The sequence below is a fragment of the Rhodococcus sp. SB1D genome, from assembly GCF_048573875.1.
GTDB classification, from domain to species: Bacteria; Actinomycetota; Actinomycetes; order Mycobacteriales; family Mycobacteriaceae; genus Rhodococcus_F; species Rhodococcus_F qingshengii.
Genome location: NZ_JBMAIQ010000011.1, coordinates 119,610 through 144,229 on the forward strand (window position 1 = coordinate 119,610; position 24,620 = coordinate 144,229).

General features: G+C 59.2%; 16 protein-coding genes. 6 read left to right on the forward strand and 10 right to left on the reverse strand.

The features are described 5' to 3' along the window. Window positions 1-4: 4 nt before the first annotated feature. A complete protein-coding gene (locus ACN50D_RS23035; RefSeq protein WP_249343249.1) occupies window positions 5-1,465 on the forward strand; it encodes a DNA phosphorothioation-associated putative methyltransferase in 1,461 nt (486 codons plus the stop codon). A 99-nt stretch (window positions 1,466-1,564) separates the two neighbouring features. On the opposite strand, the gene ACN50D_RS23040 is transcribed toward ACN50D_RS23035, so the two are convergent. The 8 genes from ACN50D_RS23040 to ACN50D_RS23075 form a co-directional block, all read right to left on the reverse strand. After that, window positions 1,565-2,425 carry a PIN-like domain-containing protein gene (locus tag ACN50D_RS23040; RefSeq protein ID WP_212634024.1) on the reverse strand — a complete coding sequence of 287 codons (861 nt, stop codon included), beginning with the start codon at window positions 2,423-2,425 and terminating at the stop codon, window positions 1,565-1,567. After that, the gene (locus tag ACN50D_RS23045; protein WP_212634025.1) at window positions 2,418-4,031 is read right to left on the reverse strand and encodes a DUF262 domain-containing protein; all 1,614 of its coding nucleotides are present in this window, start codon (window positions 4,029-4,031) and stop codon (window positions 2,418-2,420) included. The genes ACN50D_RS23040 and ACN50D_RS23045 overlap by 8 nt, the downstream gene beginning before the upstream one ends. Before the next feature lie 144 nt (window positions 4,032-4,175). Then, window positions 4,176-4,643 carry a hypothetical protein gene (locus ACN50D_RS23050; protein WP_212634026.1) on the reverse strand — a complete coding sequence of 156 codons (468 nt, stop codon included), beginning with the start codon at window positions 4,641-4,643 and terminating at the stop codon, window positions 4,176-4,178. Continuing rightward, on the reverse strand, window positions 4,640-6,697 hold the full coding sequence (locus tag ACN50D_RS23055; protein WP_212634027.1) for an AAA family ATPase: 2,058 nt from the start codon (window positions 6,695-6,697) through the stop codon (window positions 4,640-4,642). The genes ACN50D_RS23050 and ACN50D_RS23055 overlap by 4 nt, the downstream gene beginning before the upstream one ends. Further along, window positions 6,694-6,858: a hypothetical protein gene (locus tag ACN50D_RS23060; RefSeq protein ID WP_212634028.1), complete on the reverse strand. Its 165-nt coding sequence runs from the start codon at window positions 6,856-6,858 to the stop codon at window positions 6,694-6,696. Before ACN50D_RS23060 ends, ACN50D_RS23055 begins: the two co-directional genes overlap by 4 nt. 22 nt (window positions 6,859-6,880) lie before the next feature. Then, the gene (locus ACN50D_RS23065; protein ID WP_212634029.1) at window positions 6,881-9,004 is read right to left on the reverse strand and encodes a DEAD/DEAH box helicase family protein; all 2,124 of its coding nucleotides are present in this window, start codon (window positions 9,002-9,004) and stop codon (window positions 6,881-6,883) included. Between the two features lie 5 nt (window positions 9,005-9,009). Then, a complete protein-coding gene (locus ACN50D_RS23070; protein ID WP_212634030.1) occupies window positions 9,010-11,238 on the reverse strand; it encodes a sigma factor-like helix-turn-helix DNA-binding protein in 2,229 nt (742 codons plus the stop codon). A gap of 819 nt (window positions 11,239-12,057) precedes the next feature. Next, complete coding sequence (locus ACN50D_RS23075; protein WP_212634031.1) at window positions 12,058-13,497, reverse strand: phytoene desaturase family protein; 1,440 nt, start codon at window positions 13,495-13,497, stop codon at window positions 12,058-12,060. A gap of 556 nt (window positions 13,498-14,053) precedes the next feature. On the opposite strand from ACN50D_RS23075, the gene gltB reads away from it, so the two are divergent. From gltB to ACN50D_RS23090, 3 genes are all read left to right on the forward strand, one after another. Next, window positions 14,054-18,652 (forward strand): glutamate synthase large subunit, encoded by a 4,599-nt coding sequence (gene gltB / locus ACN50D_RS23080; RefSeq protein WP_419970239.1) that lies wholly within the window; start codon window positions 14,054-14,056, stop codon window positions 18,650-18,652. Beyond that, entirely contained in the window at window positions 18,645-20,096 is a 1,452-nt protein-coding gene (locus ACN50D_RS23085) for a glutamate synthase subunit beta (protein WP_212634032.1), read from the forward strand. Before gltB ends, ACN50D_RS23085 begins: the two co-directional genes overlap by 8 nt. 184 nt (window positions 20,097-20,280) lie before the next feature. Further along, a complete protein-coding gene (locus ACN50D_RS23090) occupies window positions 20,281-21,177 on the forward strand; it encodes a cutinase family protein (protein ID WP_007735797.1) in 897 nt (298 codons plus the stop codon). On the opposite strand, the gene ACN50D_RS23095 is transcribed toward ACN50D_RS23090, so the two are convergent. Further along, window positions 21,178-21,741 carry a DUF732 domain-containing protein gene (locus tag ACN50D_RS23095; protein ID WP_212634033.1) on the reverse strand — a complete coding sequence of 188 codons (564 nt, stop codon included), beginning with the start codon at window positions 21,739-21,741 and terminating at the stop codon, window positions 21,178-21,180. It abuts the gene before it with no gap. Window positions 21,742-21,954: 213 nt separating this feature from the next. Between ACN50D_RS23095 and ACN50D_RS23100 the strand changes: the two genes are divergently transcribed. Both ACN50D_RS23100 and ACN50D_RS23105 read left to right on the forward strand, forming a co-directional pair. Continuing rightward, window positions 21,955-22,827 (forward strand): hypothetical protein, encoded by an 873-nt coding sequence (locus ACN50D_RS23100; protein WP_003943530.1) that lies wholly within the window; start codon window positions 21,955-21,957, stop codon window positions 22,825-22,827. Window positions 22,828-22,976: 149 nt separating this feature from the next. Beyond that, on the forward strand, window positions 22,977-23,702 hold the full coding sequence (locus ACN50D_RS23105; RefSeq protein WP_042453658.1) for a hypothetical protein: 726 nt from the start codon (window positions 22,977-22,979) through the stop codon (window positions 23,700-23,702). A 1-nt stretch (window position 23,703) separates the two neighbouring features. Here the strand turns inward: ACN50D_RS23105 and ACN50D_RS23110 are convergent, their stop codons facing one another. Further along, window positions 23,704-24,606, reverse strand: a complete 903-nt coding sequence (locus ACN50D_RS23110; protein ID WP_003943614.1) for an SDR family NAD(P)-dependent oxidoreductase — start codon at window positions 24,604-24,606, stop codon at window positions 23,704-23,706. Between the last annotated feature and the right edge of the window lie 14 nt (window positions 24,607-24,620).

Here is a 24,620-nt window from a genome sequence, read left to right on the forward strand (position 1 = left end):
GCGCATGATGACAATAGGGCCGACAGCACGCCACAAGACAGCCATGGTTCGTTCTGCGTTGTCGCGGCCGATGGGTCTCGCGTTGTCGGACGGGGTTGTTAAGCCCGGTGCGACTGTTTTCGACTACGGGTGTGGCCGAGGTGGAGACCTTCGTCACCTGGAGGCTCTCGGGTTTGAAGTCAGGGGCTGGGACCCTGCACATCGTCCGGACGCGGACCGCATTGCCTCGAATATCGTCAACCTGGGATACGTGGTTAACGTGATCGAAGATCCTATCGAGCGGACAGATGTACTGCGTTCGGCCTGGGATCTCGCTCGCAACGTGTTGATTGTATCTGCGCGACTCGTGTGGGAGGCGCGCGATCTCGTCGGCCGACAAGTTGGTGATGGGATTGTCACTAGGAAGGGAACATTCCAGAAGTTCTACGAACAACCTGAGCTTGCGGAGTGGATCGAGACAATTCTTGGGGCGAAGCCTATTGCAGCGGCGCCCGGGGTCTTCTATGTCTTCAGGGACGAAGCTGCGCAGCACGACTTTCTTGCCAATCGTGTCTACCAATATCGTCCGCGAATCGTCATCGACCCGCACGAGGAGTACGAACAGAATCGCGAGAAGTTGGCCCCACTCGTTGATTTCATGACCGCGCATGCCAGACCTCCGAAGCGGAACGAGTTGACCGACGAATCGGCGACGTCAGTCCTGGAGGCGAGCGGCTCGCTGGGGCGGGCGGTCAACTTGATCTATCGCGTGACGGACGCTTCTCATTGGGAGCAAATTCGGATCCAGCGGAGGTCAGAACTAGCGGTCTACGCCGCGATGTCGCGATTCGGTAGGAAGTCGCGATTCGCTCAGCTTGGTCCGATTCTGCAGCGAGACGTCAAGACCCATTTCGGCACATACCGTGACCTTACGCAGCACGGTGACAGACTCCTCGCAGCCGTGGGAAACAGGACGATGATTTTGATGTCGGCGAGAAGCTCCGAGATTGGAAAACAGACGCCGTCTGCGCTGTACGTCCATCGATCAGCACTGGCCGAACTTCCCCCTTTGCTGCAAGTTTACGAAGGTTGCGCCAGAATACTCGCAGGAACTGTCGATCGTGCGAACATGGTCAAGCTTTCGGTGACCGAACCGCAAGTGTCTTTTCTGTCGTATCCAGATTTCGACAAGGAAGCGCATCCAACGCTCGAATCAGCTGTGACTGTGAATCTTCGGAAGCTCAGCGTAGAGTGGCGCGATTATTCGCGATCCGCTAATCCGCCACTGCTACATCGCAAGGAGGAGTTCTTGGGCCGTGATGACCCGCGCCTGCACTTATACGAGAAATTGACGCGTGCGGAGATCAAAGCCGGTCTCTACGAGAATCCCGAAAGAATCGGAACTCTGTCAGGCTGGCAACGAGTACTCGCGGAGAAGGATCGGTACCTGCGCGGGCACCGGCTGAACACACGGCACGGTGCTTAGTTTAATTCGTGCAGTATTGAAGTGCACGAACTTTAATTCACTGGCATTTTGTGGATCTACTCCGCCTGAATTTCGGCACATAGCATTCGATCAAACGATCTAACCGTTAGCCATGCGAACAAATTCTTCTCTGCTCCAAATTTCGAATTTTTTCCCTCCGGATACTGAGATTGCCTCTGAAACTAAGATCGGATGAGGGGCCCCGCTAGTGCTCCAATCCTTCTTTGTATCGTTGGTTACCATCACAACACGGTCGAAGCTCGTAGGGCTGGTTTGAGCGATTCCGTACAAGAAGTCGGCCCATAAGTAGAAGTCTCCGTGGTTTCCAGCATCGTCCCGAAACCCTGGAGGTGTCTTCGTCTTTTTTCTGATTTCTGCTAGAGGGGAAAATTCAATGCGCGGAACGAAAGCAACAATTGACTGGGTGTGCGAGTTTATTGCTTCAATTGTTTGCTTGAATGAGTCCAATGCGGCGGGATCAATCCAATCCTTGTATGCATCCGCCACGGCGCCCCATGCTAACTTCGCTGGTTCGATTGCTCCCTCAAGATGCTCGGATATCTCCTCTAGCTTCTTGGTTGTCTGTGTTATCGAGGCTGATAACTCTTTTATTCTCGTTCTCACTCCAGCGTGGAGATTGTTCCATGATTCCTGGATAGCTTGACCAGGTAATACTAATGGTCCTGGATGTTTTCTGATATAATCGATCGCATCCGCACCGCCTGAATCGGCGCCAAGCCGAAGGAGTGCATTGGTATCGAACGCGAATAGGGTGTCGCTACAAGCGTCCGACGTCGATTGTCTCCTTGACTGCTGTGACAACTCGGATGTTGATTGCAGAAGATCCGATAGTGTGGGGGAATAGGTATAGTGCCGATTCAGTACTTGTGTCACCAAGCGCAGAGCTTTGTCTTCCGTGTTTCCATCAGTGGTTTGGACTATCTCGAGTGATTTACTCATACCAAACCTCTGCTGCTTTTATTGCAACTATTTCCCCTAACATGCTTATTGACGTCCCGTCCCAGACTTTGAATGAATTAATCTTTTCGGACAGTTCACCCTCCGCTGCTAAGGGAAGGAGGTTTTCCTTAAATCCATCCCACGTGGAACTTCCCATGGGACGTCGCGATTCTGTTGCCAAGAAGGTATTTCCAAGTGTTGTGGCCAAGTTTTGACTGTCCCAGTCCGAGCCTCGTGTCCTTATGAAATAGAGGGTGTTTGAAAGATTGGGAGTTAACGCCCCTTGAAGAGCCGAGGCACGTAAGGCGGACAGCGTGTTCTTGTTCATCGGTCGACGGTGTGCGCGCTCGACAAATTCCTCTCGTTCCGGGTTTAGATCGGCGAGACCAGAAATCGCCTTTTCCCAGGATCCGGTCCTGTGAATCTCAGCTGCAACCTCACCGAATCGGCGCTCGATACTCCCTGTTCCGAGATTTCCCACAATTGAACGGCGTACGACAAGCTTCAAAAGCTCTCTACGACCTTCATTCGCCATCGGCGTGTTTCGAATTGCGAGGAGGATGGGTCGCATTGATACCACGTTTAATGTGTTTAGCATTGTAAAAACTGCCAACTCGTCCTCGGTGGCAGGGCCAGCGGTGGTCGGGTCCATCATCTGGAGATAGATAGGAAGGTGCAGTTGTAGGAGCTGTAACAAGATTTCAGGATTGGTTGGGCCGTGAGTTGATCCGCCTCGGCCGGTCAGTGCGTCGTACAGATCGCGCGGAGGGATATACCCATGTGTAGTGGTAATTGCGTGACGAATGTATGTGACGAATCCGCTATCGAACTGGCGCGAGACATCCTGCCATTCATGATAACGTGCGTCTCGACGATCCTCAGGGGTTTCGCTTAAGGTGTAGCTCTTCAAAAGATCGGCCGTGGTGAGTGCTCGACCGCGAGTATTAACAATTTCGAACACTTTGTAGGCGGACGATGGATTAGGGTGGTTGAAAACCGCAAAATAGAGCTTATTGGTTATAAAATCTGCCCAGGTTCCCAGTTTTCGAAATTGATCTTCCGAAATGTCCTCAGTGAGATGAAGATTGAGAAGTTTATATGCATCGATCATTAACTTGGACGCCGACTCTTCGCCTTCGGGAGCCTCGGCAGTGTGTAAAGATTTCGGTGCGGCGATATTCGATTTCTGGCCTAGGTTGAGGATTTCAGCGAGTGTCGCATTATCTCGTTCAGATGCTAGTCTTACCCGCGGATATTCCTTATCCGACTCAAAGTCAATTGAGTATAGAAAAGTGGTTCGGATCCTATCGGCGAGAGCGTTTCTTTCGTATTCAAACGCCTTGTGGTAGATTGCTGCGGCTAGAAGCGTTAGTGTCAGTATTCGTTGTTGACCGTCAACTACTGATTTTTCAGCTGCGCTTTCTGTTAGAATGACAAGTCCTAGGAAATATGAGTCGTCTTTTAGGGAGTGGCTTATATCTCGAAAGAATTCCTCGACCTGGTCGCCTTCCCATGCGTACTCACGTTGGAACGGTGGAATATAGAATCTTCCTCCGGACAAGAGCGATCCTGCGGTTGTAGACGACGCGTTTACCGGTGTCTCCATGGCTTCCTTTTCGGTTAATTGTGTTTGACTTCTCTTAGAGTTTTTCAGGTTGGGTCGATCGCTAGAAATAATAGAACTGTGCAATCTTCGAGGACGTACGAATTTATTCCGAATGGACCAGTCCGGTCCGTGATTTGAGTTTCCTTACCACGTGACTCCATCTAGTAAGTCTTCGACTGGAATGTCGGTTGATTCATTTTCTTCGGTGAGCGCACTAGTCATTACGTCTAAAACTATGAGGGCAACAGGCTGTTTCCGAGTGTTCACAAGCTCCTGAATATATTCGAGCCCACCATTTGCGTACTCCTCGAATATCGTGACGCGTTCGTGGAGGCGGTCACTATCCATAATCTCGGGGTCGGTGTCGACGACATTAGCGGCGATCATACCGATGAGTGCATCGGCGAAAGCGGGAATTATTAGAGTTTCGTAGCGTATTGGGTCTCCGGCGGTCGCTGTAAAAGGTACGCGACGATCCTGAGCGAATCCGACAGCCCCAGCAAAGAGCAATATGTCGCGGAAGGCCGGGAAATTGGCCTCCTGTTGAAGCGAGATCATCAGCGCTTCGTGCTGTTTGGGTCGTCGGGCGCGAACGTCTGCTGGCGCAGTCATTGGATCACCTTCAACTCGGTATGATCGCTGTCGGATTGACGAATGTATGGGTACGACGTGCCATTGATCTCGATGTTATCGGAAACATCTCCCTGAGCCGTGGTGTGTGTTTCTAGTACGCCGAGGTTGCTGACATACGGCATTAGCTCGGTGATCACGGTTCCTGTGCCTTGGCTTTTACTGACCAGCACGACAAGCTGAGGAGCCATCTTGGCGAGCGCCCGCGCTACTCCTTCCTGATAGTCCTCATCCAATGAGCCGAAAGCTGCGTCCATTACGATGGGGTACGCGCCAGAGTCAGAGTTTGTTGGTCCCTCCGCTCGACGCGCCGTGCGAATCTCGCGTGCAAGTTGTGACACTGCGGTAACAAAGCTCAAACTTAGGATTTGATTCTCGCCCGTGGATTTCGGGACCGGCAGAGTGATGCCGTCGACTTTCTTATGGAGTGTTAACTCGAAATTTTCAGTGAGCGACGGGACGTGATTTTGATGGGTTATTTTTCCGAAGACCTGCTTGAGTTTCGCGTCCAGCCGTGTCCGTATGTCGGCCGAGCGAATTTCGAGGATTTCGGTGAGTGCATTCTTCACCGACAGGACAAGGTCGAGTCGAGACCGCGCTTTGAGCGCGAGCTCATCGGTGACCTCAGCTCTTGACCGTTCGCGCATTTTCGATTCGATGTCCTTGGCAAGCTGTTCGATTTCCATCTTCGTCGAACCGATCTGTTGCTCCTTCGTCCGAATCCGAGCATCCAAGTCCATGCGTCTGCTCTCAAGGTCCTGAACGTCTTCGCGTCGACTGTTGCGCAGCTTACCGTCCAGCTCTGACTGTTCAGCGATGAGACGATCGATCCGGTCACGCTCGTCGCCGATGCGTTTGGCAATGCCCGCCAAATCAGAGCGTAAGACAGATCGTGTGGGTACCAACTCATCGACGGTGCCGGAGAGCTTTTGCCATGCAGTTTCGACGGCTTGGAGACCAGCTTGCTGGCGCCACTTTTCCACGGAACTCCGGGGCTCGGAACCGTCGGTAAGCGGGGAGCCGCAGATGCAAATTCTTCGGTCGAGGAGGTCGTCGACGAACTCACGCTTTAGTGGCGCTGGAAGTGCGCCCTTTCGGTAGAGGTCGTCGGCCATCTCTTTAGTTTCCCTGGCGAGGGTAGATGTGAATGCTAGGAAGCCCCGAGTAGCTATCAGTGTGGCCCGGTCTATCTCTGCAGTTTTTAGAGCCTGGCGAGCCGCGGCGAGCTCGTTCCCGACCTGATCGCGGCGCTGCTGAATGGGCGCCGTGTCGGCACTTTCCCTGAACCTCTCAAGAACGAGCTCACGCTCGGCGTTGAGCGATGCTACGTCGCTCTCAAGCACCAGCAATCGATCCTTGGCCTCACCTTGTTGGTCGTCGAAATCATCGATTTCGTTTTGAATCTTCCTGGCAGTCTCACCGCCGTTTTTTCGGAGTTCAGCAGAAAGTTTGCGATCGACTTTAGGTAAGTGAGTGAGGGCGCGCTCGACTTGTGCAAGGTCCAATAGGACTTTTATGTCTTTCTGGACTTCCGAATAGGCGTCCTTTTTTACTAGGTTTTCAATACGTTCGCCGTTGAAGAAGAAGAAGCGGCTGAAGCCCCGCGGGAGAATTGTGTTGATCATCTCCTGTGGTGCTGCAACTTGCTCTGATGCGCCGTCAGGCGTTGTTGTCCACAACTGAACGGCAGGAGTTGCAGGCTGCTGGTGATCGGATTCTTTCCGCACCGATGACGAACGAACAATTCGATACTGCCGATCTTCGTGGGAGAAACACAGTTCCACGGCTGTGGTGACTGACTCACCAACAGGAGTCGACCGCCATACAGCGTCAGTCGTGAGTCGCTCCTGCTGCTCTACGTCTTCAGACAAGTCTCCATAGAGTGCCCAGGTGAAGGCATTGAGCAGTGTGGTCTTGCCTGAACCGTTGGCGCCGAAGATCAACGTGACCGGGCGGGTGTCGTCTGAACTGAGATCGAATGTCTGATGACTTGCAAATTGACGGAAATTGGTCAGAGTGATTGATTGAAGCTTCACGGAATGATCCCCTTCACTGCTGCGAGAATGTCATCAGTGGCGTCGTAGGCACTCAGGTGCAACTTGGCTCGCTCAATGGTGAGAACGCGATGGAGTAGAGCTTTTTGTTCGTCGGTGAGCGCGGCAATTAGGACTTCTTCAGAACGGGAGCGTTGGGTCATCGGTTACCCTTCCGGGATAGCATTATAGATCCATCAGGTGATAGTGGTCGCGCAAAGGACGTAGGGTATCCAAAGTCTTGCCGTAGTTCTCGGAGACCTTGCCGAATTCGTTGGCGCGTTCGATCTCTCGGATGAGCAACGACCTTTCGACATCGAAATTTATCGGAGACCCCGATTTCGGCACTGCGAGATAGTCGAAAATAACGGCCCGTGTTTTGCCTGCTGCGTGGCGGAGGAGTCGACCGCGCCGTTGGATGAATTGTCGTGGGTTGCTACTGCTGGCAAGGAGATACCCCAGTCGGGCGTCGGGGATGTCCACACCCTCATCAAGACAGCGCATCGCGACCAATGCTTGCAGGTCTTCGCCGGAGCTGAATCGGCGGAGAAGTAATTTCCGGTTCGTGCGCGAGGTCTCGCCGATATACCGGTGGGCAGGAATTCCGAGTTCGTTCCCGACCAAGCGCATCACCTCGGCTAGCTGTTGAGGTCCGGATTCCTCGCCATCCGGAGAGGGTCTCCTCCCTTCGGCGCAATAGACGAGTTGAAACCACGAGTCGCGGTGCGATTTGAGGTCCGCGCGAAGCGCGGTCAGCTTGCCTGCCGCGTGGCCGAGGACATTCGCCCGCTTCCTCAGAAGGAATCCAAGAGGTGAGTCGGGATCGGCGTCGTCGGGGTGTCCGCCGGCAGCAATGCATCGAGCGATTTTATTGGTCAGCTCGGCGTAAAGCTGTGTCTCCTCGTCATTGAGCTCTACCAGACGGGGGTGATATGTGTATCGACAGAGAGCGCCCATATCGATGGCCTCAGCCAGACCCAATTCAAATACGATCGGCCCGAAATATTCGAACAGAGCTGCTGTGCCCTCTTCGTCATGCCACCGCTCGGGGGTCGCAGACAACCCCAGACGATACGTGGCGTTCGGTGGGAGGGTGGTGCGGTAGCGGTCGGAACCGAGATTGTGAGCCTCGTCAGCGATAACCATGAGCGGCAGGGTGAGTCGGCCGAGAATCCCTTGGAACCTTGAGCTGGCGAAGGATATGTTGGTGGCAACCAGAACTACGACTGGGCGTTGCCCAAGCCGGGCTTGGCCAATCTGGTCCTCAACGAGGGGAACCCACTGGGCGCTCGATTCGTAGACGGGAATTGGTGTGACGCCGAATGCTTCGACTTCTTCAATCCACTGGTCGACTAGGTGCTGAAGCGGTGCCAGGACCACGAGCACTAGGGGTTGTTCTCGTTCGCGGAGCACGTTGCCAATCGCCGTCGCGGCGAGTAAGGCAGTCTTTGTCTTTCCTGTGCCTGTCGCCATCGCAAGAAACCCACGCCCGCTTTTGCGCAGCCACGCCTCGACCGCGGAATTCTGATAGCCACGTGGCGTCAATGCTGTTGGCACAGTTAGATGCCCGCGTTCGTCGACAAGCAGGGGTGAGAATTCGAGAGCGTCGTCGTTGCCGGGTAACGGCAACGTGTTGTGTCTATGTCCGAGCTCGATGAGTCGCTCGCGAGCAATGTCGGGAAATGGTTCGACGCTTAGGAGTGAAGTGCGGTTCGCCCACAGATCGTTGAAGTCCGATTCGATGCGAAGAGCGCGGGCACCGTCGCCGGGGGTCCAACCGCGATATACCTCTACCGATTCGAAATTGGCGGCGAGCCCCCCTAGAGTTTCGTTGCTGCTGCCGGTGAAAGCAACGAGATCGCCATAACCGTCGCGGAAGATCCCGATCTTCTCATGATAGATGCCGACACGGTCGTTCTTGACGACAAAGGCCAACTTGACGTCCAGCCGCCCCTCAGCAATCAACCTTCCAACCTGTCCGAGGCCCGCAAGGACCTTTTCATTCTCGACGCCGTCGAGCTCTCGCATGGCTGCGCGTGCCACAATGTCTCGAACTGAGTATCCGTGTTCGATGTCCGCGATATCGCCCTCGTCGAGGTGCGGAGACGCAATAAGACGCATGGAGCCACCATGCTTGACGAACTCGTCAATGCCGCGTGCGTACAGCGCGAGACTTGTCGATGTGAAATACCCGACTGCTCGGCTATAGGTAGATGCAGCAGAGAATGCGGGCACGTAGAAGCGTGTGACTACGTCGGTGCTGTCGCTGCGATAGCGAGCATCGAGATCGAGAGATCGCAGCGATGGCATAAATGTCACAATAGTTCCAAAATGGCGTCGACATCTGTTGAATTCGGTGCGGGTGCTGGTTGCCGGACGGCCATTGAGTCGAACCATCTGCGCCCGGCGAGTATGAGATCGGCTATTTCGGTGTCACCTCGACTGCGATAGTCGTCAATCAATGATGCTAACCCCGATTGTGGAGCAGACTCAATTGCGCGACATAGCGATACGTACGCATCATCCGCAGTTGAGTGAGGCTTCGCGCCTACTAGAGCAAGGGCATCGCTGACCGGATCATCGATGAGGTCGCGTACTAGTTTCACGGAGAACGTCCGGTCGTCGTTGATTACGAGGAACGCCTCGGTCCCGATGGCAACGTCCTGTTCGAGCAAGAACCGTCGGACAGTGCCGAAATGCGGTTGGATCCCGGTCCATGTCACAGACTGAGGACCGAGATCTGAGCTTAGTTGGACGGTCTCACCGGGCTGAAGGTCGAGAATCGTCGCAACTGCGATCGGTGCAACTGAACCGCTACCCCGCAAATGATCTTTCGTGACGGCAATTCGAATTGCCCACTCATTTGACCATCGGAACATCCGGTGGGTTTGGCGTGGTGTTTTTCGCACTTCACGGGTTCGCGAAGTGATCCGCACGATGCGGTCGACGGTTTCGAATGGTGTAGCCGATGCGTATGCGATCACGCTACTGGGCGAAACGGAATACTTGCTGGTAATCCAGTCGACGAGAGTCTCGAGGTTCACGCTGCCGCCATTTTTGGCGAGCTGTTGGCGAATGACCGTGCGAATGTTCGAGTATCCATCGATTCCCCACTCGGCTAGGGCCCATCGATCACGGTCGATCTTGGTAAATCGGTCGTCGATAGCTAGGACATTGCGCAGGGAGGCAATACTTCGTTCTACTGCAAATCGCGAAACGATCTCATCAGCTGACATCGGGGATCCGACCACGGACAAGATCGACGCGGCGTAATCCTGCACGGATTGTGTCCGAGTGAAGACAAAGTCACCATCGATTCGGTAGCCGCAACTCTCGAGCCAGCGTGCGGTGAACTGGTGTCGAAGTTGTTCGTCTTCAACGTCCATGAAGTCGACTGCATCGACGCGGGTGACTCCGTAGGCGTCAGTACTCTCGGCGAGCCGAGTGCCGGTCGCAGCCCGGGCGGCCTCGATCGTCGGGGAGGCGCACCAACCGTCGGCAATCTCGTACGCGTCGTCGATACGATCGAGTACCCGCCATGCCGGTTGATCGATGCTATCCACCGGATGGGCGAGTGCCGGTATGTCGCTCAAGAGCAAATCAAGTGGAAGCAGTTCGCCGATTGTTCGGCGCGCTGCTTCTCCGAGCAAGGCAATTGGACTGGAATTGCTTATATCCAGGGCAGCAAGGAGAGTGTTCCGCGCTTTCGCCTCGATCTGGCGGACCCGTTCGCGGGTCACTCCTAGTTTGGATCCGATTCTCTCAAGCGTTTCGGGCGAATCCCCGAACATGCGGTCGCGTAGTATGCTTATCGCTCGATGGTCCAGATCACGAAGCGCTCTATCGAGCAACGCGGCGCCATCCGGTGGCTCTGACTGTCCCGTGACGCTCGTGGCGGTCATCGATTCGAGCCTCTTCCACGCGCGGACAACGTCGTGCGGAGTGCCGACCGGGAGTTGGCGTGCTAGGAATGGTGCGTCTGATAGGCCTGCTAGCGAGAACCAGGTGACTACCAAATGAACGTCATCCGTGAATGGACTGGCGAATGCCGGCGCGGCTGGGGTGACCAAATTTGGTGTGATTAGTGTTGGTTCGTTTGCAGGTTTCAGCGAATTGGTCAAGTTATGAATAGTTGGATGCGGTCCGAGTGCTGCATCGACGACGATTGACTCAAGTATTGCAGTGACAGTTCCAGATCCTACGTTTCGCCAGTCAAAGAGATTTTCGACTGTCAAGCCCTTTAAATCATCTACCGTACCGTAGCCCGCCCGGCAGATTGCATTGATCGCACGGGCAGGGAGTTCTAGATTTGTCAGCGACTGGTTTGAGTCTGCAGTCGGAAACAACTGTCCGATCGTCCAGCGCGATAGACGTGACGTCGCAAGTTCGGTTATGGCCGTGATATTCCGACGGCGACGGGCACTTGGTGTTGCGTTGACTGGTTCATCCCACCACCTTTCGCCCGACTGAGAGCCGATTGACTCAAGCCACGGGAAGACTTCGCCCCATGTGCTCGGGGGCGATTCGATCACAGGGTCGGGCACGCCAACCTCCTCGTTTGATCGGACTCCAGTGCGTGCTGGTCACCAGCTGCTCACGGTTTGTTGGTGACTGAAACTCGGTGACTCAGGTGTTGTCAGTTAGTTCGCGGGGGGTCCGTTTTTGTTACAGGTGGCCACCGCTGGATTCAATGGTACGAGCATGCCTACCCTTCTCGCGCAACCCGACCTGCCCTCGCCTTCACCGGGGGCGTTGTGTTAAACCTACAGGTCGATGCCAGGCGATAGCGGTAAGGGGCGAGTTATTGCATATGAAGGGTGCTTGTTCCTTCAATCGGCTTTGATCGTTACGAGTTGGCTGATCATGAATCCTGAGCATTGATTATGGGATAGTAGAAATTCGTTACGCGATCGAATGTTTTGCAAGTTGTCGAGGTGTTCAGAATTGGCAGTTTCGCACAGCTGGATTTAATTGAAATAGTCAGTGTGGTATTAGCCCTAGCTTCTCGGAACTGGGTGTCTCGATGAAACTCGGGGGTATCGCCTCTAAATGGATTCTGAGAATCTTAGGGCGTCAAGCATCAGTAACCAGCGACGAACGTAAACCTAGCTCCGCCTGGTTGGTGTTCCCACTCATTACCGTACTGGCGGACCTCGATCCGACGCCTTTGCGGCGCTATCACAGTTTGATGCTGGCATCAGCTGAGCGTATGCATCCCTGCGCTTCGCCACTGCCAAACCTGACTGCGATATCGATACGCATACCTAGAGTGGTGCTATTAGAGAATGAATGAAGGGTTCAGGGCCCTAGCTGGAAGTGAAGACTTAGACTAGTTGCTGGCGTTCAGACTCCGCGGGGACGCCTCAACCCCGCGCCTTCAGCGCCGCCCGCGCAGCATTGAACCCACCCATCCCGTGGACCCCGCCGCCCGGGGGAGCCGCGGACGAGCAGAGGTACACGCCGGGAACCCCGGTGGCATAGGGGTCGAGCCCGAACCGGGGGCGCGCGATGATCTGCCGCGCCGTGTTCGCACCCGCGGAGATGTCGCCGCCCACGTAGTTGGGGTTGTACGCCTGCATCTGCGGCACATTGCGCACGTGGACGCCCACGATCCGGTCCCGGAACCCCGGCGCAAAACGCTCGATCTGACGCGTGACCACATCGGTCGCGTCGCCCGGATATCCATGCGGCACATGCGCATACGCCCACACGGGATGGATGTCTCCCACAGATCGGGAGGGGTCGGCCAAGAACTGCTGGCCCAACAGAATGAAGGGCTTGTCCGGCATCTGACCCCGTACGGTCTGGCGTTCGACAGCAGCAGTTTGCGAAATCGTCCCGGACAGGTGCAGGGTGCCGGCCTTGCGGGCATGCGGATTCGTCCACGGCACGACGCTTCCGTCGGAATCACCACGCACGGCGTAGTCGACCTTGTAGGCGGCGGTGCCGTAGCGGAATTTGCGGTAGGCCCGGGCAATGCGGTCGGGCTGCCGACCGTCGAGCAGGCGCCCGGCCGCATCGGGGGCGATGTCGAGCATGACGATGTCGTAGTCGGCGATCTGGGAGTAGTTGGTCACCCAGTTCTCGGTTTCGATGGTGCCACCGAGGCTTCGCAGGATCGACGCGAGGGCGGCTGCAATTGAGCCCGAACCACCTTGTGCCACAGGCCACCCGTGAGCATGAGCGGCCGCAGTGAGCATCGAGCCGACAGCACTGGAGAGAGGAAGGGTGAGCGTCCCGAACATGTGCGCCGCGACGCCACCGAACAGCGCCCGCGCCTGTGGGGTCTTGAACATCCGAGCGAAACCCGTCGCGGGAAGCAGAGCGCCCGTCCCGAAACGGGCGAGCATCAGCGGGTGCTTCGGGAGATGCACGATGGGCTGGAAGACGTCCTGTACTAATTCGTCGAAGTTCTCGGAGAGGTATCCGAAGACGTCGAGCCAGCGCTTGCCGTCGCCACCCAGTCCCTCAGCGGTCCGGTTGATGTCGCGCCACAGAACCCCGGCGGTGCCGTCGTCGAGTGGATGGACCAGATCGATCTCGGGCCACAGCCACGTCAGGCCATGTTTGGCGAGCCCGAATTCGCGGTCGAGTTCCTTGAAGTAAGGAGAAGCCAAAGCTGTGGGATGGAAGGCGGAGCAATCGTCGTGGACGAGTCCGTCGACTATGTATTCGCTGCTGCGGGTGCCGCCGCCGATCTTGTCCGCACCCTCGATGACATGGACGTCGATTCCGGCGCGGGCGAGTTCGATCGCCGCCGCGAGACCGTTGGGACCACTGCCCACCACTACTGCTGTTGTCATTTGCGCTTCGCCACCCGTCTTCTCAAGGGTGAGCCTACGGAAATTACAGCGATGGCATTCTGCGAGCAAACAATTCAGGCCTAGACCTTGGTTGATCGATCAACTTTTGTTACAGTTCGAGGCGCACTGGCCGCAGCTGATTCTTATCGCTGCGGCCAGTTGTTGCATTCATCGCCCATCGCGCCTGTTTCCTGCGGATTCGGTATCCTGTGAATCGGAACTTCTCTGCACAGACGCAGCTCCGAAATCTGTCGAGGGGCCTTCTGGCTCCCTGCATCGCCGCAGTTCAGAGCAATTATAGGGCTACCTTAGTTGCGCCCGTGCCGGGGTTCTGAATTATCGTTTTCGTTACACGGTTGACTCACAAAAGTTTCAACCGACCGAAGACTCACGTCGCCGGGTGCCAGAACGCACACCATCGCGTCTGCGCAGGGCGGCTACTTCGGTGGTACCGAACACATCGTCGTGTCGGTGCTTTGAAGGACTTGCATTGCAAGTTGATGGCCATCAGCGCTGCTGGTCGTCGGTGCATCTTTATGGCATACGAAGGCTGGGTATGAAGCAACTTCCAGGCCCCCAGGGCCTCTATCACCCGTCCAATGAGCACGACTCCTGTGGAGTCGCATTTGTTGTCGACATGCATGGTCGCCGCAGCAGGGACATCGTCGAAAAGGCGATCACCGCTCTGGTCAACCTCGAGCATCGCGGCGCTGCCGGATCCGAACCCAACACGGGTGACGGTGCGGGCATTCTGCTGCAGGTTCCCGACAAGTTCTTCCGAGCTGTCGTGGACTTCGCGCTGCCCGCCGAAGGCGCGTACGCAACCGGTATCGCATTCCTCCCGCAGGGCGATGCCGATGCACACGAGGCTGCTGCTGCAGTCGAGAAGATCGTCGTCGAAGAGGGCCTGAAGGTTCTCGGCTGGCGCGAGGTCGGAACCGACGACTCATCGCTGGGCGCACTGGCGCGCGACGCGATGCCGACGTTCCGTCAGATCTTCATCGGCTCCGAGGGTGACAAGTACACCGGCATGGATCTCGAGCGTCGTGCATACGTGGTACGTAAGCGCACCGAGCACGAACTCGGCTCCGAAGGCGCCGGCAAGGGTGGCCCGGGTAGCGAGACCGTGTACTTCCCCAGCCTGTCCGGCCAGACGTTCGTCTACAAGGGCATGCTCACCACCCCGCCGCTCAAGGGTTTCTACCTCGATCTGCAGGACGATCGTGTCGAGAGCGCACTGGGCCTGGTCCATTCGCGCTTCTCCACCAACACGTTCCCGTCGTGGCCGCTGGCGCACCCGTTCCGACGGGTCGCTCACAACGGTGAGATCAACACCGTCACCGGCAACGAGAACTGGATGCGCGCTCGCGAGTCCCTCATCGACAGCGACGTCTTCGGTGGCCGCGAGAACCTGGACAAGATCTTCCCGATCTGCACCCAGGGCGCCAGCGACACCGCTCGTTTCGACGAGGTGCTCGAGATGCTGCACCTCGCCGGCCGCAGCCTGCCGCACGCAGTTCTGATGATGATCCCGGAAGCCTGGGAGAAGCACGAGAGCATGGACCCCGCACGTCGGGCGTTCTACGAGTACCACTCGGCTCTCATGGAGCCCTGGGACGGACCGGCGTCGGTGTGCTTCACCGACGGCACCGTCATCGGCGCCGTGCTGGACCGCAACGGTCTGCGTCCGTCGCGTCTGTGGATCACCGAAGACGGCCTCGTCGTCATGGCGTCGGAGGTCGGCGTTCTGCCGATCGATCCGTCCACCGTGGTCCGCAAGGTCCGCCTCCAGCCCGGCCGCATGTTCCTCGTGGACACCGCGCAGGGCCGGGTCATCAGCGACGAGGAACTGAAGAACGAACTCGCTGCCGAGCACCCGTACCAGCAGTGGATCGACGAAGGTCTGATCCACATGGACGACCTGCCGGACCGTCCGTACACGTACATGTCGCACGAGCGCGTCGTCCTGCGCCAGCAGCTCTTCGGTTTCACCAACGAAGAGGTCAACCTGCTGGTCAAGCCGATGGCTCTCTCCGGTGCCGAGGCACTGGGCTCGATGGGTACCGACACTCCGATCGCCGTGCTCTCGTCACGTCCCCGGATGCTGTTCGACTACTTCTCGCAGCTCTTCGCTCAGGTCACCAACCCGCCTCTCGACGCGATCCGTGAAGAGGTCGTCACCAGCCTCGGCGCGACCATCGGCCCCGAGGGCGACCTGCTGCACCCGAATGCGGACTCCTGCAAGCAGATTGCGCTCCCGCAGCCGATCCTGCACAACGACGACCTGTCGAAGCTCGTTCACGTCAACGACGACGGCGAATTCCCGGGCTTCCGCAGCGTCGTAATCCGCGGCCTGTACCCCGTCAAGGAAGGCGGCGACGGTATCCGTCGTGCGCTCGAGGGCATCAAGTACCAGGTCTCGCAGGCAATCGAGGGTGGCGCGCGCATCGTCGTGCTCTCGGACCGTGAGTCCACCGAGGACTACGCACCGATCCCGTCGCTGCTCCTCACCTCGGCTGTGCACCACCACCTGGTTCGTGAGAAGTCGCGCACCAAGGTCGGCCTCATCGTCGAGGCCGGCGACGCCCGCGAGGTGCACCACATGGCGCTCCTCATCGGCTTCGGTGCCGCAGCGGTCAACCCGTACATGGCTTTCGAGACCATCGACGAGTTCCTGCAGAACGGCGAGCTCGAGGGTCTGACCCTCGAGAAGGGCATCGCGAACTACATCAAGGCAGCCGGCAAGGGTGTCCTGAAGGTGATGTCCAAGATGGGCATCTCGACGCTCGCGTCGTACACCGGTGCTCAGCTGTTCCAGGTCATCGGCCTCTCGCAGGAGCTGACGGACGAGTACTTCACCGGTCTGCAGTCGCAGCTCGGTGGCATCGGCCTCGACCAGATCGCAGCCGACGTCCAGGCACGTCACCGCGTCGCATACCTCGATCGCCCCGAAGAGCGCGCTCACCGCGAGCTCGAGGTCGGCGGCGAGTACCAGTGGCGTCGTGAAGGCGAGTACCACCTGTTCAACCCGGACACCGTCTTCAAGCTCCAGCACGCAACTCGCACAGGTCAGTACGAGGTGTTCAAGGAGTACACGACCATGGTCAACGACCAGTCGGAGCGCCTTGCCGCTCTGCGTGGTCTGTTCGACTTCAACATCGGCAAGCGGCCGTCGATCTCGATCGACGAGGTCGAGCCGGCCAGCGAGATCGTCAAGCGTTTCTCGACGGGCGCGATGAGCTACGGCTCCATCTCCGCCGAGGCTCACGAGACTCTCGCCATCGCGATGAACCGTCTGGGCGCCCGCTCCAATTCCGGTGAGGGCGGCGAACATCCGTCGCGCTTCACGCCGGACGAGAACGGCGATCTGCGTCGCAGTGCCATCAAGCAGGTCGCGTCGGGACGCTTCGGTGTCACCTCGCACTACCTGAGCAACTGCACCGACATCCAGATCAAGATGGCGCAGGGAGCCAAGCCCGGTGAGGGCGGCCAGCTTCCGGCTCACAAGGTGTACCCGTGGGTGGCCGAGGTTCGGCACTCCACGCCTGGCGTCGGGCTGATTTCGCCGCCGCCGCACCACGACATCTACTCGATCGAGGATCTCGCTCAGCTGATCCACGACCTGAAGAACGCCAACCCGCAGGCCCGCATCCACGTGAAGCTGGTCTCCGAGGTCGGCGTCGGAACCGTCGCGGCCGGTGTCTCCAAGGCACATGCCGACGTCGTTCTGATCTCCGGTCACGACGGTGGCACCGGTGCCACCCCGCTGACCTCCGTCAAGCACGCGGGCGCACCGTGGGAACTCGGCCTCGCCGAGACCCAGCAGACGTTGCTGCTCAACGGTCTCCGTGACCGCATCGTCGTGCAGGTCGACGGCCAGCTCAAGACGGGTCGCGACGTCGTCGTCGCTGCCCTGCTCGGTGGCGAGGAGTTCGGTTTCGCCACCGCACCGCTGGTGGTCTCGGGCTGCATCATGATGCGCGTCTGCCACCTCGACACCTGCCCCGTCGGTGTCGCGACGCAGAACCCGTTGTTGCGTCAGCGGTTCAGCGGCAAGCCGGAATTCGTCGAGAACTTCTTCATGTTCATCGCCGAAGAGGTTCGCGAGCTTCTCGCGGAACTCGGTTTCCGCACGCTGCTCGAAGCCGTCGGCCAGGTCGACATGCTGGACACCACGCGCGCTCTCGATCACTGGAAGGGAAGCAAGGCAGGCAATCTCGATCTGTCGCCGATCCTCACCCAGGTCGAGTCCGCGTTCATGGACCAGGACGTCCACTGCACCGGCACGCAGGATCACGGTCTGGACAAGGCACTCGATCAGCAGTTGATCGTCTCGGCCCGCAACGCACTCGACAAGGGTGAGGCGGTTTCGTTCGAGTCCGCGATCACCAACGTCAACCGCACGGTCGGCACCATGCTCGGCCACGAAGTCACCAAGGCGTTCGGTGGAGAGGGCTTGCCCGAGGGCACCATCGACATCACGTTCACCGGTTCCGCCGGTAACAGCTTCGGTGCTTTCGTGCCCAGCGGTATGACCCTGCGCCTGCACGGCGACGCCAACGACTTCGTCGGCAAGGGCCTCTCGGGTGGACGCATCGTCGTACGCCCGCCGCTCGATGCAGCGGAAGGCTTTGTCGCCGAGGACAACATCATCGGTGGCAACGTCATCCTGTTCGGCGCCACCAGCGGCGAGGCTCTGCTTCGCGGTGTCGTCGGCGAACGCTTCGCAGTCCGTAACTCCGGCGCCACTGCCGTCGTCGAGGGTGTGGGCGATCATGGTTGCGAGTACATGACGGGTGGAAAGGTGGTCATCCTCGGAGCCACCGGACGTAACTTCGGCGCCGGCATGTCCGGTGGCGTCGCGTACATCTACAACCCCGACAAGGCATTCGAGAAGAACCTCAACACCGAACTGGTGGACCTCGAGGATCTTTCGGGCGACGACTTCACCTGGTTGAAGGGCGCCATCGAACGTCATCGCGACGAAACCGGCTCCGAGGTTGCAACGCGCATCCTCGCTGACTGGTCGCAGCAGGTGGGTCACTTCGCAAAGGTGATGCCCCGCGACTACAAGAAGGTTCTTTTGGCCATCGCGGCCGCAGAGAAGGATGGCAAGAACGTGGACGAGGCAGTTATGGAGGCAGCTCGTGGGTGATCCAAGCGGCTTCCTGAAGCACACGTCGCGCGAACTTCCGGTTCGCCGGCCAGTGCCGTTGCGCCTGCTCGACTGGAAAGAGGTCTACGAGGAGTTCCCGAAGGAAACCCTCAAGACCCAGGCCAGTCGTTGCATGGACTGCGGAATTCCTTTCTGCCACAACGGTTGCCCTCTCGGGAACTTGATTCCCGAGTGGAACGACCTGGTATACAAGGACCACTGGCACGACGCCATCGAGCGTCTGCACGCGACCAACAACTTCCCGGAGTTCACCGGTCGACTGTGCCCCGCACCCTGTGAGGCGTCCTGTGTCCTGGGCATCAACCAGGATCCGGTCACCATCAAGCAGGTCGAGGTCGAGATCATCGACAAGGCCTTCGACGAAGGGTGGGTCAAGCCGGTTCGCGCCGCGCACGCCACCAACAAGAGGGTCGCAGTTGTCGGCAGTGGTCCGGCCGGTCTGGCTGCAGCGCAGCAGCTGACCCGCGCCGGTCACGCAGTGACGGTCTTCGAGCGGGCAGACCGCATCGGCGGCCTGCTGCGCTACGGCATCCCCGAGTTCAAGATGGAGAAGCGGCACATCGACCGCCGTCTCGAGCAGATGGAAGCCGAAGGCACCGTCTTCAAGACCAACGTCAATGTCGGCGTGGACATCACCGCGGACGAGCTGCGCGAGCAGTTCGACGCAGTGGTTCTGGCCGGCGGCGCCACTGCAGCTCGCGATCTTCCGATCCCGGGCCGCGACCTGGACGGCATCCACCAGGCGATGGAGTTCCTGCCGATCGCCAACCGCGTGCAGTTGGGTGACCTCGACGCTCCCACCATCACCGCTGAGGGCAAGAAGGTTGTCATCATCGGCGGCGGCGACACCGGAGCGGACTGCCTCGGCACCTCGCACCGTCAGGGTGCGGCCAGCGTCCACCAGTTCGAGATCATGCCGCGTCCGCCGGAGACTCGCGCCGAGCAGACTCCGTGGCCGACGTACCCGCTCATGTTCCGCGTGGCTTCGGCTCACGAGGAGGGCGGCGAGCGTCTGTTCTCCGTCAACACCGAGAACTTCGTCGGTGAAAACGGCAAGGTCACCGGACTCAAGGCTCACGAGGTCGAGATGAAGTCGGGTCGCTTCGAGAAGGTCGAGGGCTCGGACTTCGAGCTCGAAGCCGATCTCGTGCTCCTGGCAATGGGCTTCGTCGGTCCCGAGAAGCCGGGTCTGCTCACCGATCTCGGTGTCGACTTGAACGAGCGTGGCAACGTCGCCCGCACGTCGAAGTGGAACACCAACGTCGACGGCGTGTTCGTGGCCGGCGACATGGGCCGCGGTCAGTCCCTGATCGTCTGGGCCATCGCCGAGGGACGTTCCGCAGCAGCCGCTGTGGACACCTACCTCGAGGGTGTCACGGCCCTTCCGTCACCGATCCACCCGACAGCGGCTCCGCAGCGCTAGAGGCTCTCACAGAGCCGCACCCCACCGCATTCGGTGGGGTGCGGCTTTGTTTCTGCAAGCAATTCGCACGATCTGTAACAAACCTTCATCAATCGTGCATCGGACAGACACAACGCCCAGACAGTATGATTCCGGAGCACCGATAGTGGTGTATGGGTTGCTGAAGGTAAAACAGGGGAGTTTCATGCGTGCGAGGCGTCTCGTTGCGGTGTTGTCGGCACTTGCTGCGGCAGTAGTGGTACCGGTTGTCAGTGCTCCCGTGGCGTCGGCTGATCCCTGCCCCAGCCTGTACGTCGTGGCCATCCCGGGAACCTGGGAGCCCTCGGGCACCAGGCCCGGCGCCGGCATGCTCGCCCCGGTGACCAACGGGCTTCCGGGCTCCGTACGCACCGATTACGTCACCTACTCGGCGACGGCCTTCCCGTGGGAGTCCAACGTCTACGCCAAGTCGAAGCAGCAGGCCGTCGACAATGCCCGCGGCATGATCGGCGCCATGGCCGCCTCGTGCGGTGACACTCGCTTCGCCATCGTCGGATACAGCCAGGGCGCCGACGCGGCAGGCGATCTCGCCGCCGAGATCGGAACCGGCATCGGCGTGGTCCCCCCGACTCGCGTCGAGGGCGTCGGCTTGCTGTCAGATCCCCGTCGTTCCGAGTCCGACGTCCTGATCGGCCCCGCTGTCGGCGGTAACGGTGCCAGCGGCCCTCGCATCGGTGGATTCGGTTGGCTGTCAGGCAAAACGGTGACGCTCTGCGCGGTCGGTGACCTGTACTGCTCGACGCCGAAGGACGATTTCGTGATGCGTCTGGCCGGATTCATGGCTCAGGCGTCCGATCCCACTCCGGCCAGTGCGCTCGCGCTGCGCGACGAGGCCGCCGTGATCGTCAATGATCTGATCACCGCAGGCGGTCTCCCCGCTTTGATGGCCCAGCTCGATCCGGGCGCGAACTCGCGGCGCATCGATCAGTTGGTCGACTTCTACGGCTCGCAGGTGCACACCGACTACACGCGTTACGTCGTTGACGGCGCGGGCAATTCGGCGACGTCCTGGCTGCACGGCTGGTTGGCCGGCAAGGCCTGATCAGCAGTACGTCTGCTCCGCCGTGTCGACGTAGATCTCGGCGATACGCTGCGAGGACATCGGCGTGATCTGTGAGTACACCTCGCCGACGGAGTTGAACTCTGCCAGCACTTCGGACCGAGGCATACCGTCAGCGAGCGCCTTGCAGGTGCCGTCGGCGTAGAGGATCTCTGCGGAATCCATTCCGGCGGGCGGGATCCCGGCCAGACGCAGAGCGGCGATGTACCGCTGCCCCTTCTCGCCGGCGTTCGCGACGATCTCTTCCGGTGAGCGGGCGTCGATCGGTGAGTTTGCCGGTGGCGCTACCTGTGGCGCTACTGGTAGCGACACCGGCGGGGGCGTCGATTCGACGACGCTCGGCGCGGCTTCCGGAGTTGTTGCGGCGAGCGGGCTGGTCAGCAGCTCGGAAAGCGTACTGGGGGCAGCTGAACTCGACGTTGCCGCGATCGACGTGCTGGTGGCAGCAGATGTGGATTCCGCTGCGTCGCTGTCGGATTGGCTGCTGCAGCCGCTGAGGATTAGGCCCGCTGCCGCGACGCAGAGGACCAGTCTGTTCGTGTTCATCACCCGTGAGTGTTACATACCGTACCGCTTATTTTGTCCGTTTTAAGGAAACTCCCTTTTGCCCTGTTTTTAAGTCGAAGTCCTGTGATATACATCTTTTCAGTTGTTACTTGTGAGTAGGAGCACACCGCGAAGACCTTGTCGGCGGCGGTCGAAACACAAGCAATGACTGCGAGTTTCGTCCCCCATCACATAAACGGCAGGGAGAAATCAGTGCAGAAATCTCACAAGAACGGCAACCGACGTCTCGGCACGCGCGTGGCCGTCATTGCAGGTACCGCAGGTGCGGTCCTCGCGTTCGCGGCGCCGATGGCCTCGGCTCAGGATCCGGTCGACAATTCGATACCCGGTGCCGCAGTGTGTCCGGCTACTGCCGAATCCTGTGTGTCGGTTGTGGTTCAGAGCGGAACCTTCGACAACAACGGCTTCAACCTCCCGATCGGAAAAGGCGACATGATCATCGCCGCCGAGGCCGGCTCCGGTGAAGGTGAGTCCACCGTTCTTCTCCCGCGCGACGACGGACACCACGGTGTCTACTCCAAGCCGTTGACCGTTCCGGGTGGAGTCCTCGGAATCGACCTGCCGTTCGGCAATCTGTTCGGCCTCGCCGCAGTCACCGCCGAGGTGGAGGCGACCGCTGCCCCGACCCTCAACGGCATCATCACCGACATGGATCTGAGCATCCCGGTGCGGATGAAGATCAACAACGCGTTCCTCGGTGACAACTGCTACCTGGGCTCCGCGGCTGCGCCGGTGAATCTTCGTCTCGCGCCTGACCCGTCGGTGGTACCGACCTACACGGTGCTCCCGGACAATGCACTGAAGGTGAGCCCGGTCGGGAACCAGGCCACCGGCTTCGCGCTGCCCGCCGCCAGTGGTTGCGGACCGTTCGGAGTGCTGAACCCGATCGTCAACTGGCGAGCAAAGGTACCGGCCACGTCGGGAACCTCGCTCAGCACGATCTCCGACGCCTACCTGTACCCGGGCGGCCTCACCGGTAGCGATCCTCTCGACGATCTCGGTGGCGGAACAGGATCCAGCGGTTCCAGTGGCTCGAGCGGTTCGTCCGGAAGCTCCGGTTCCTGAAAACTCGGATGCCTTGAAGCAGCGGTGGTGACGGAATGTCACCACCGCTGCGGCGTCCGACCTGTAATAACCTGTGCCTCAGGGTGGGCGAAGGCGGACTCCATCAGGAGGACCTGCGCGGCCACGAAATCACAGGGGAGTCCTCAAACATGTTTCGAGACAGCGTTCTTGCGAGTCCGGTCCTGCGCCGGGGTGTGACAGCACTGGCAGTTGCGGCCGCGGCCACGATGTTTGTCGGTACTGCGGCAACGGCGGAGCCGGCGGCAGTCGTCGGTGAGGTGTCCGCGGACTCCATCGCGGCAGCCCGTGCACAGGCCATCGGAACGACGGTCACCGTCGTGGGAACCGCGACTACGCCGTCGGGAGTCTTCGAATCCAGCTTCTACGACAAGGGCTTTGGTCTCCAGAGCGGAAATTCGGGCATCTACATCAGCGATCCGAACAACTCCGGGATTGCTCTCGGCGATCAGGTTCAGGTCACCGGAGTCCTCGCGGATCAGGAAGGCCTGCTCGTCGTCCGCCCGACTGCCGTCGAGGTAATCGGCACGACCTCCCAGATCAGCCCGGCGCGACTGCCCCTCAATGCGATCGGTGAGGGTAGCGAAGGTCGTCTCGTGACGGTGTCCGGAATCGTGAGCGGACCCGTCGTCGACGATCTGCCGTACGGTCACAAGATCCTGGTCTCGGGCGCCGAGGGAAACACCGTCATCTTCGTCAACACACAGACCGGAATCGACCTCGATGCCGTCGCCGTCGGACGCCCGATCACCGTCACCGGTTTCAGTGGCCAGTACGCCAGCACCTACGAGGTTCTTCCCCGCTCGGAAGCCGATGTGCAGCAGGGTTTCACGGGCAGCCTGAGTTTCGGAAGCTGACCTAGATCTCGAACCGAGCTCCGACGCGCATCGACCCGGGAGACAACCGGCTGATCGTGCGTCCGAGCTTGGCTTCGACGGTCACGGGTACGACGGCCTTGTTTGTGCGAACCGCTTTCACGATGGCACTGGCGACTCGGTCAGGCGTGAAGTTGCGCTTGCGGTAGAAGTTGTCGACCTTGGTCTGGTTCTCGAGCTGCTCCTCGGCGGTGGTCCCGGCGAACTCGGTGGTCTTGAGGATGTTCGTGTGAACGAGGCCGGGGCAGATGGTGCTGACGCCGATGCCGTGTGGAAGCAGCTCTGCCCGTAGGCAATCCGAGAGCATGAATACCGCTGCTTTGCTTGTCGAATACGCGGTGAGGGCCTTCTGTGGTGTGTACGCGGCGGCCGAGGACAGATTGACGACGTGCCCTCCTGTTCCCCGGTCGATCATCATCGGGGTAAATGCCCGGCAGCCGTAGACAACTCCCCAGAAGTTGATGTCCATGACGCGCTCGAACTGGCGCTGCTCGGTGTCGGCGAATGTCCCGGAGAACCCGATTCCAGCGTTGTTGACGACGATGTCCGGTACGCCGTGATGTGCCGCGACGGTCTCCGCGAACCGAATCACGGCCTGTTCGTCGGACACGTCCACCTGATAGGCGTGGGCACCGCCACCGAACACTGCTTCGGCGCCGCCCGCTTGCGAAGGGATGTTTACAAGTGCCGCAGTGTCCTGCGCGCTTTCGAGATTGATGTCGGAGACCACGACGATAGCTCCCTGGGCGGCGAAGGCGAGGGCCGTTTCACGCCCGATGCCGCTGCCCGCACCGGTGATCACCACCAGCGTGCCGGTGAGATCGCGCAGTCGACGCTGCAACTTCGTTCCGCGTCGCCAGCCGGTGACGTCCTTCAGTAGCCCCATTGGTTGCCCTTTTC

Bases quoted from the DNA above. Each gene is read 5' to 3' on its own strand.
- ACN50D_RS23035 (WP_249343249.1), top strand. From the start codon at position 5: ATGATGACAATAGGGCCGACAGCACGCCACAAGACAGCCATGGTTCGT.
- ACN50D_RS23040 (WP_212634024.1), bottom strand. From the start codon at position 2,425: ATGAGTAAATCACTCGAGATAGTCCAAACCACTGATGGAAACACGGAA.
- ACN50D_RS23045 (WP_212634025.1), bottom strand. From the start codon at position 4,031: ATGGAGACACCGGTAAACGCGTCGTCTACAACCGCAGGATCGCTCTTG.
- ACN50D_RS23050 (WP_212634026.1), bottom strand. From the start codon at position 4,643: ATGACTGCGCCAGCAGACGTTCGCGCCCGACGACCCAAACAGCACGAA.
- ACN50D_RS23060 (WP_212634028.1), bottom strand. From the start codon at position 6,858: ATGACCCAACGCTCCCGTTCTGAAGAAGTCCTAATTGCCGCGCTCACC.
- ACN50D_RS23065 (WP_212634029.1), bottom strand. From the start codon at position 9,004: ATGCCATCGCTGCGATCTCTCGATCTCGATGCTCGCTATCGCAGCGAC.
- ACN50D_RS23075 (WP_212634031.1), bottom strand. From the start codon at position 13,497: ATGACAACAGCAGTAGTGGTGGGCAGTGGTCCCAACGGTCTCGCGGCG.
- gltB (WP_419970239.1), top strand. From the start codon at position 14,054: ATGAAGCAACTTCCAGGCCCCCAGGGCCTCTATCACCCGTCCAATGAG.
- ACN50D_RS23090 (WP_007735797.1), top strand. From the start codon at position 20,281: ATGCGTGCGAGGCGTCTCGTTGCGGTGTTGTCGGCACTTGCTGCGGCA.
- ACN50D_RS23095 (WP_212634033.1), bottom strand. From the start codon at position 21,741: ATGAACACGAACAGACTGGTCCTCTGCGTCGCGGCAGCGGGCCTAATC.
- ACN50D_RS23105 (WP_042453658.1), top strand. From the start codon at position 22,977: ATGTTTCGAGACAGCGTTCTTGCGAGTCCGGTCCTGCGCCGGGGTGTG.
- ACN50D_RS23110 (WP_003943614.1), bottom strand. From the start codon at position 24,606: ATGGGGCTACTGAAGGACGTCACCGGCTGGCGACGCGGAACGAAGTTG.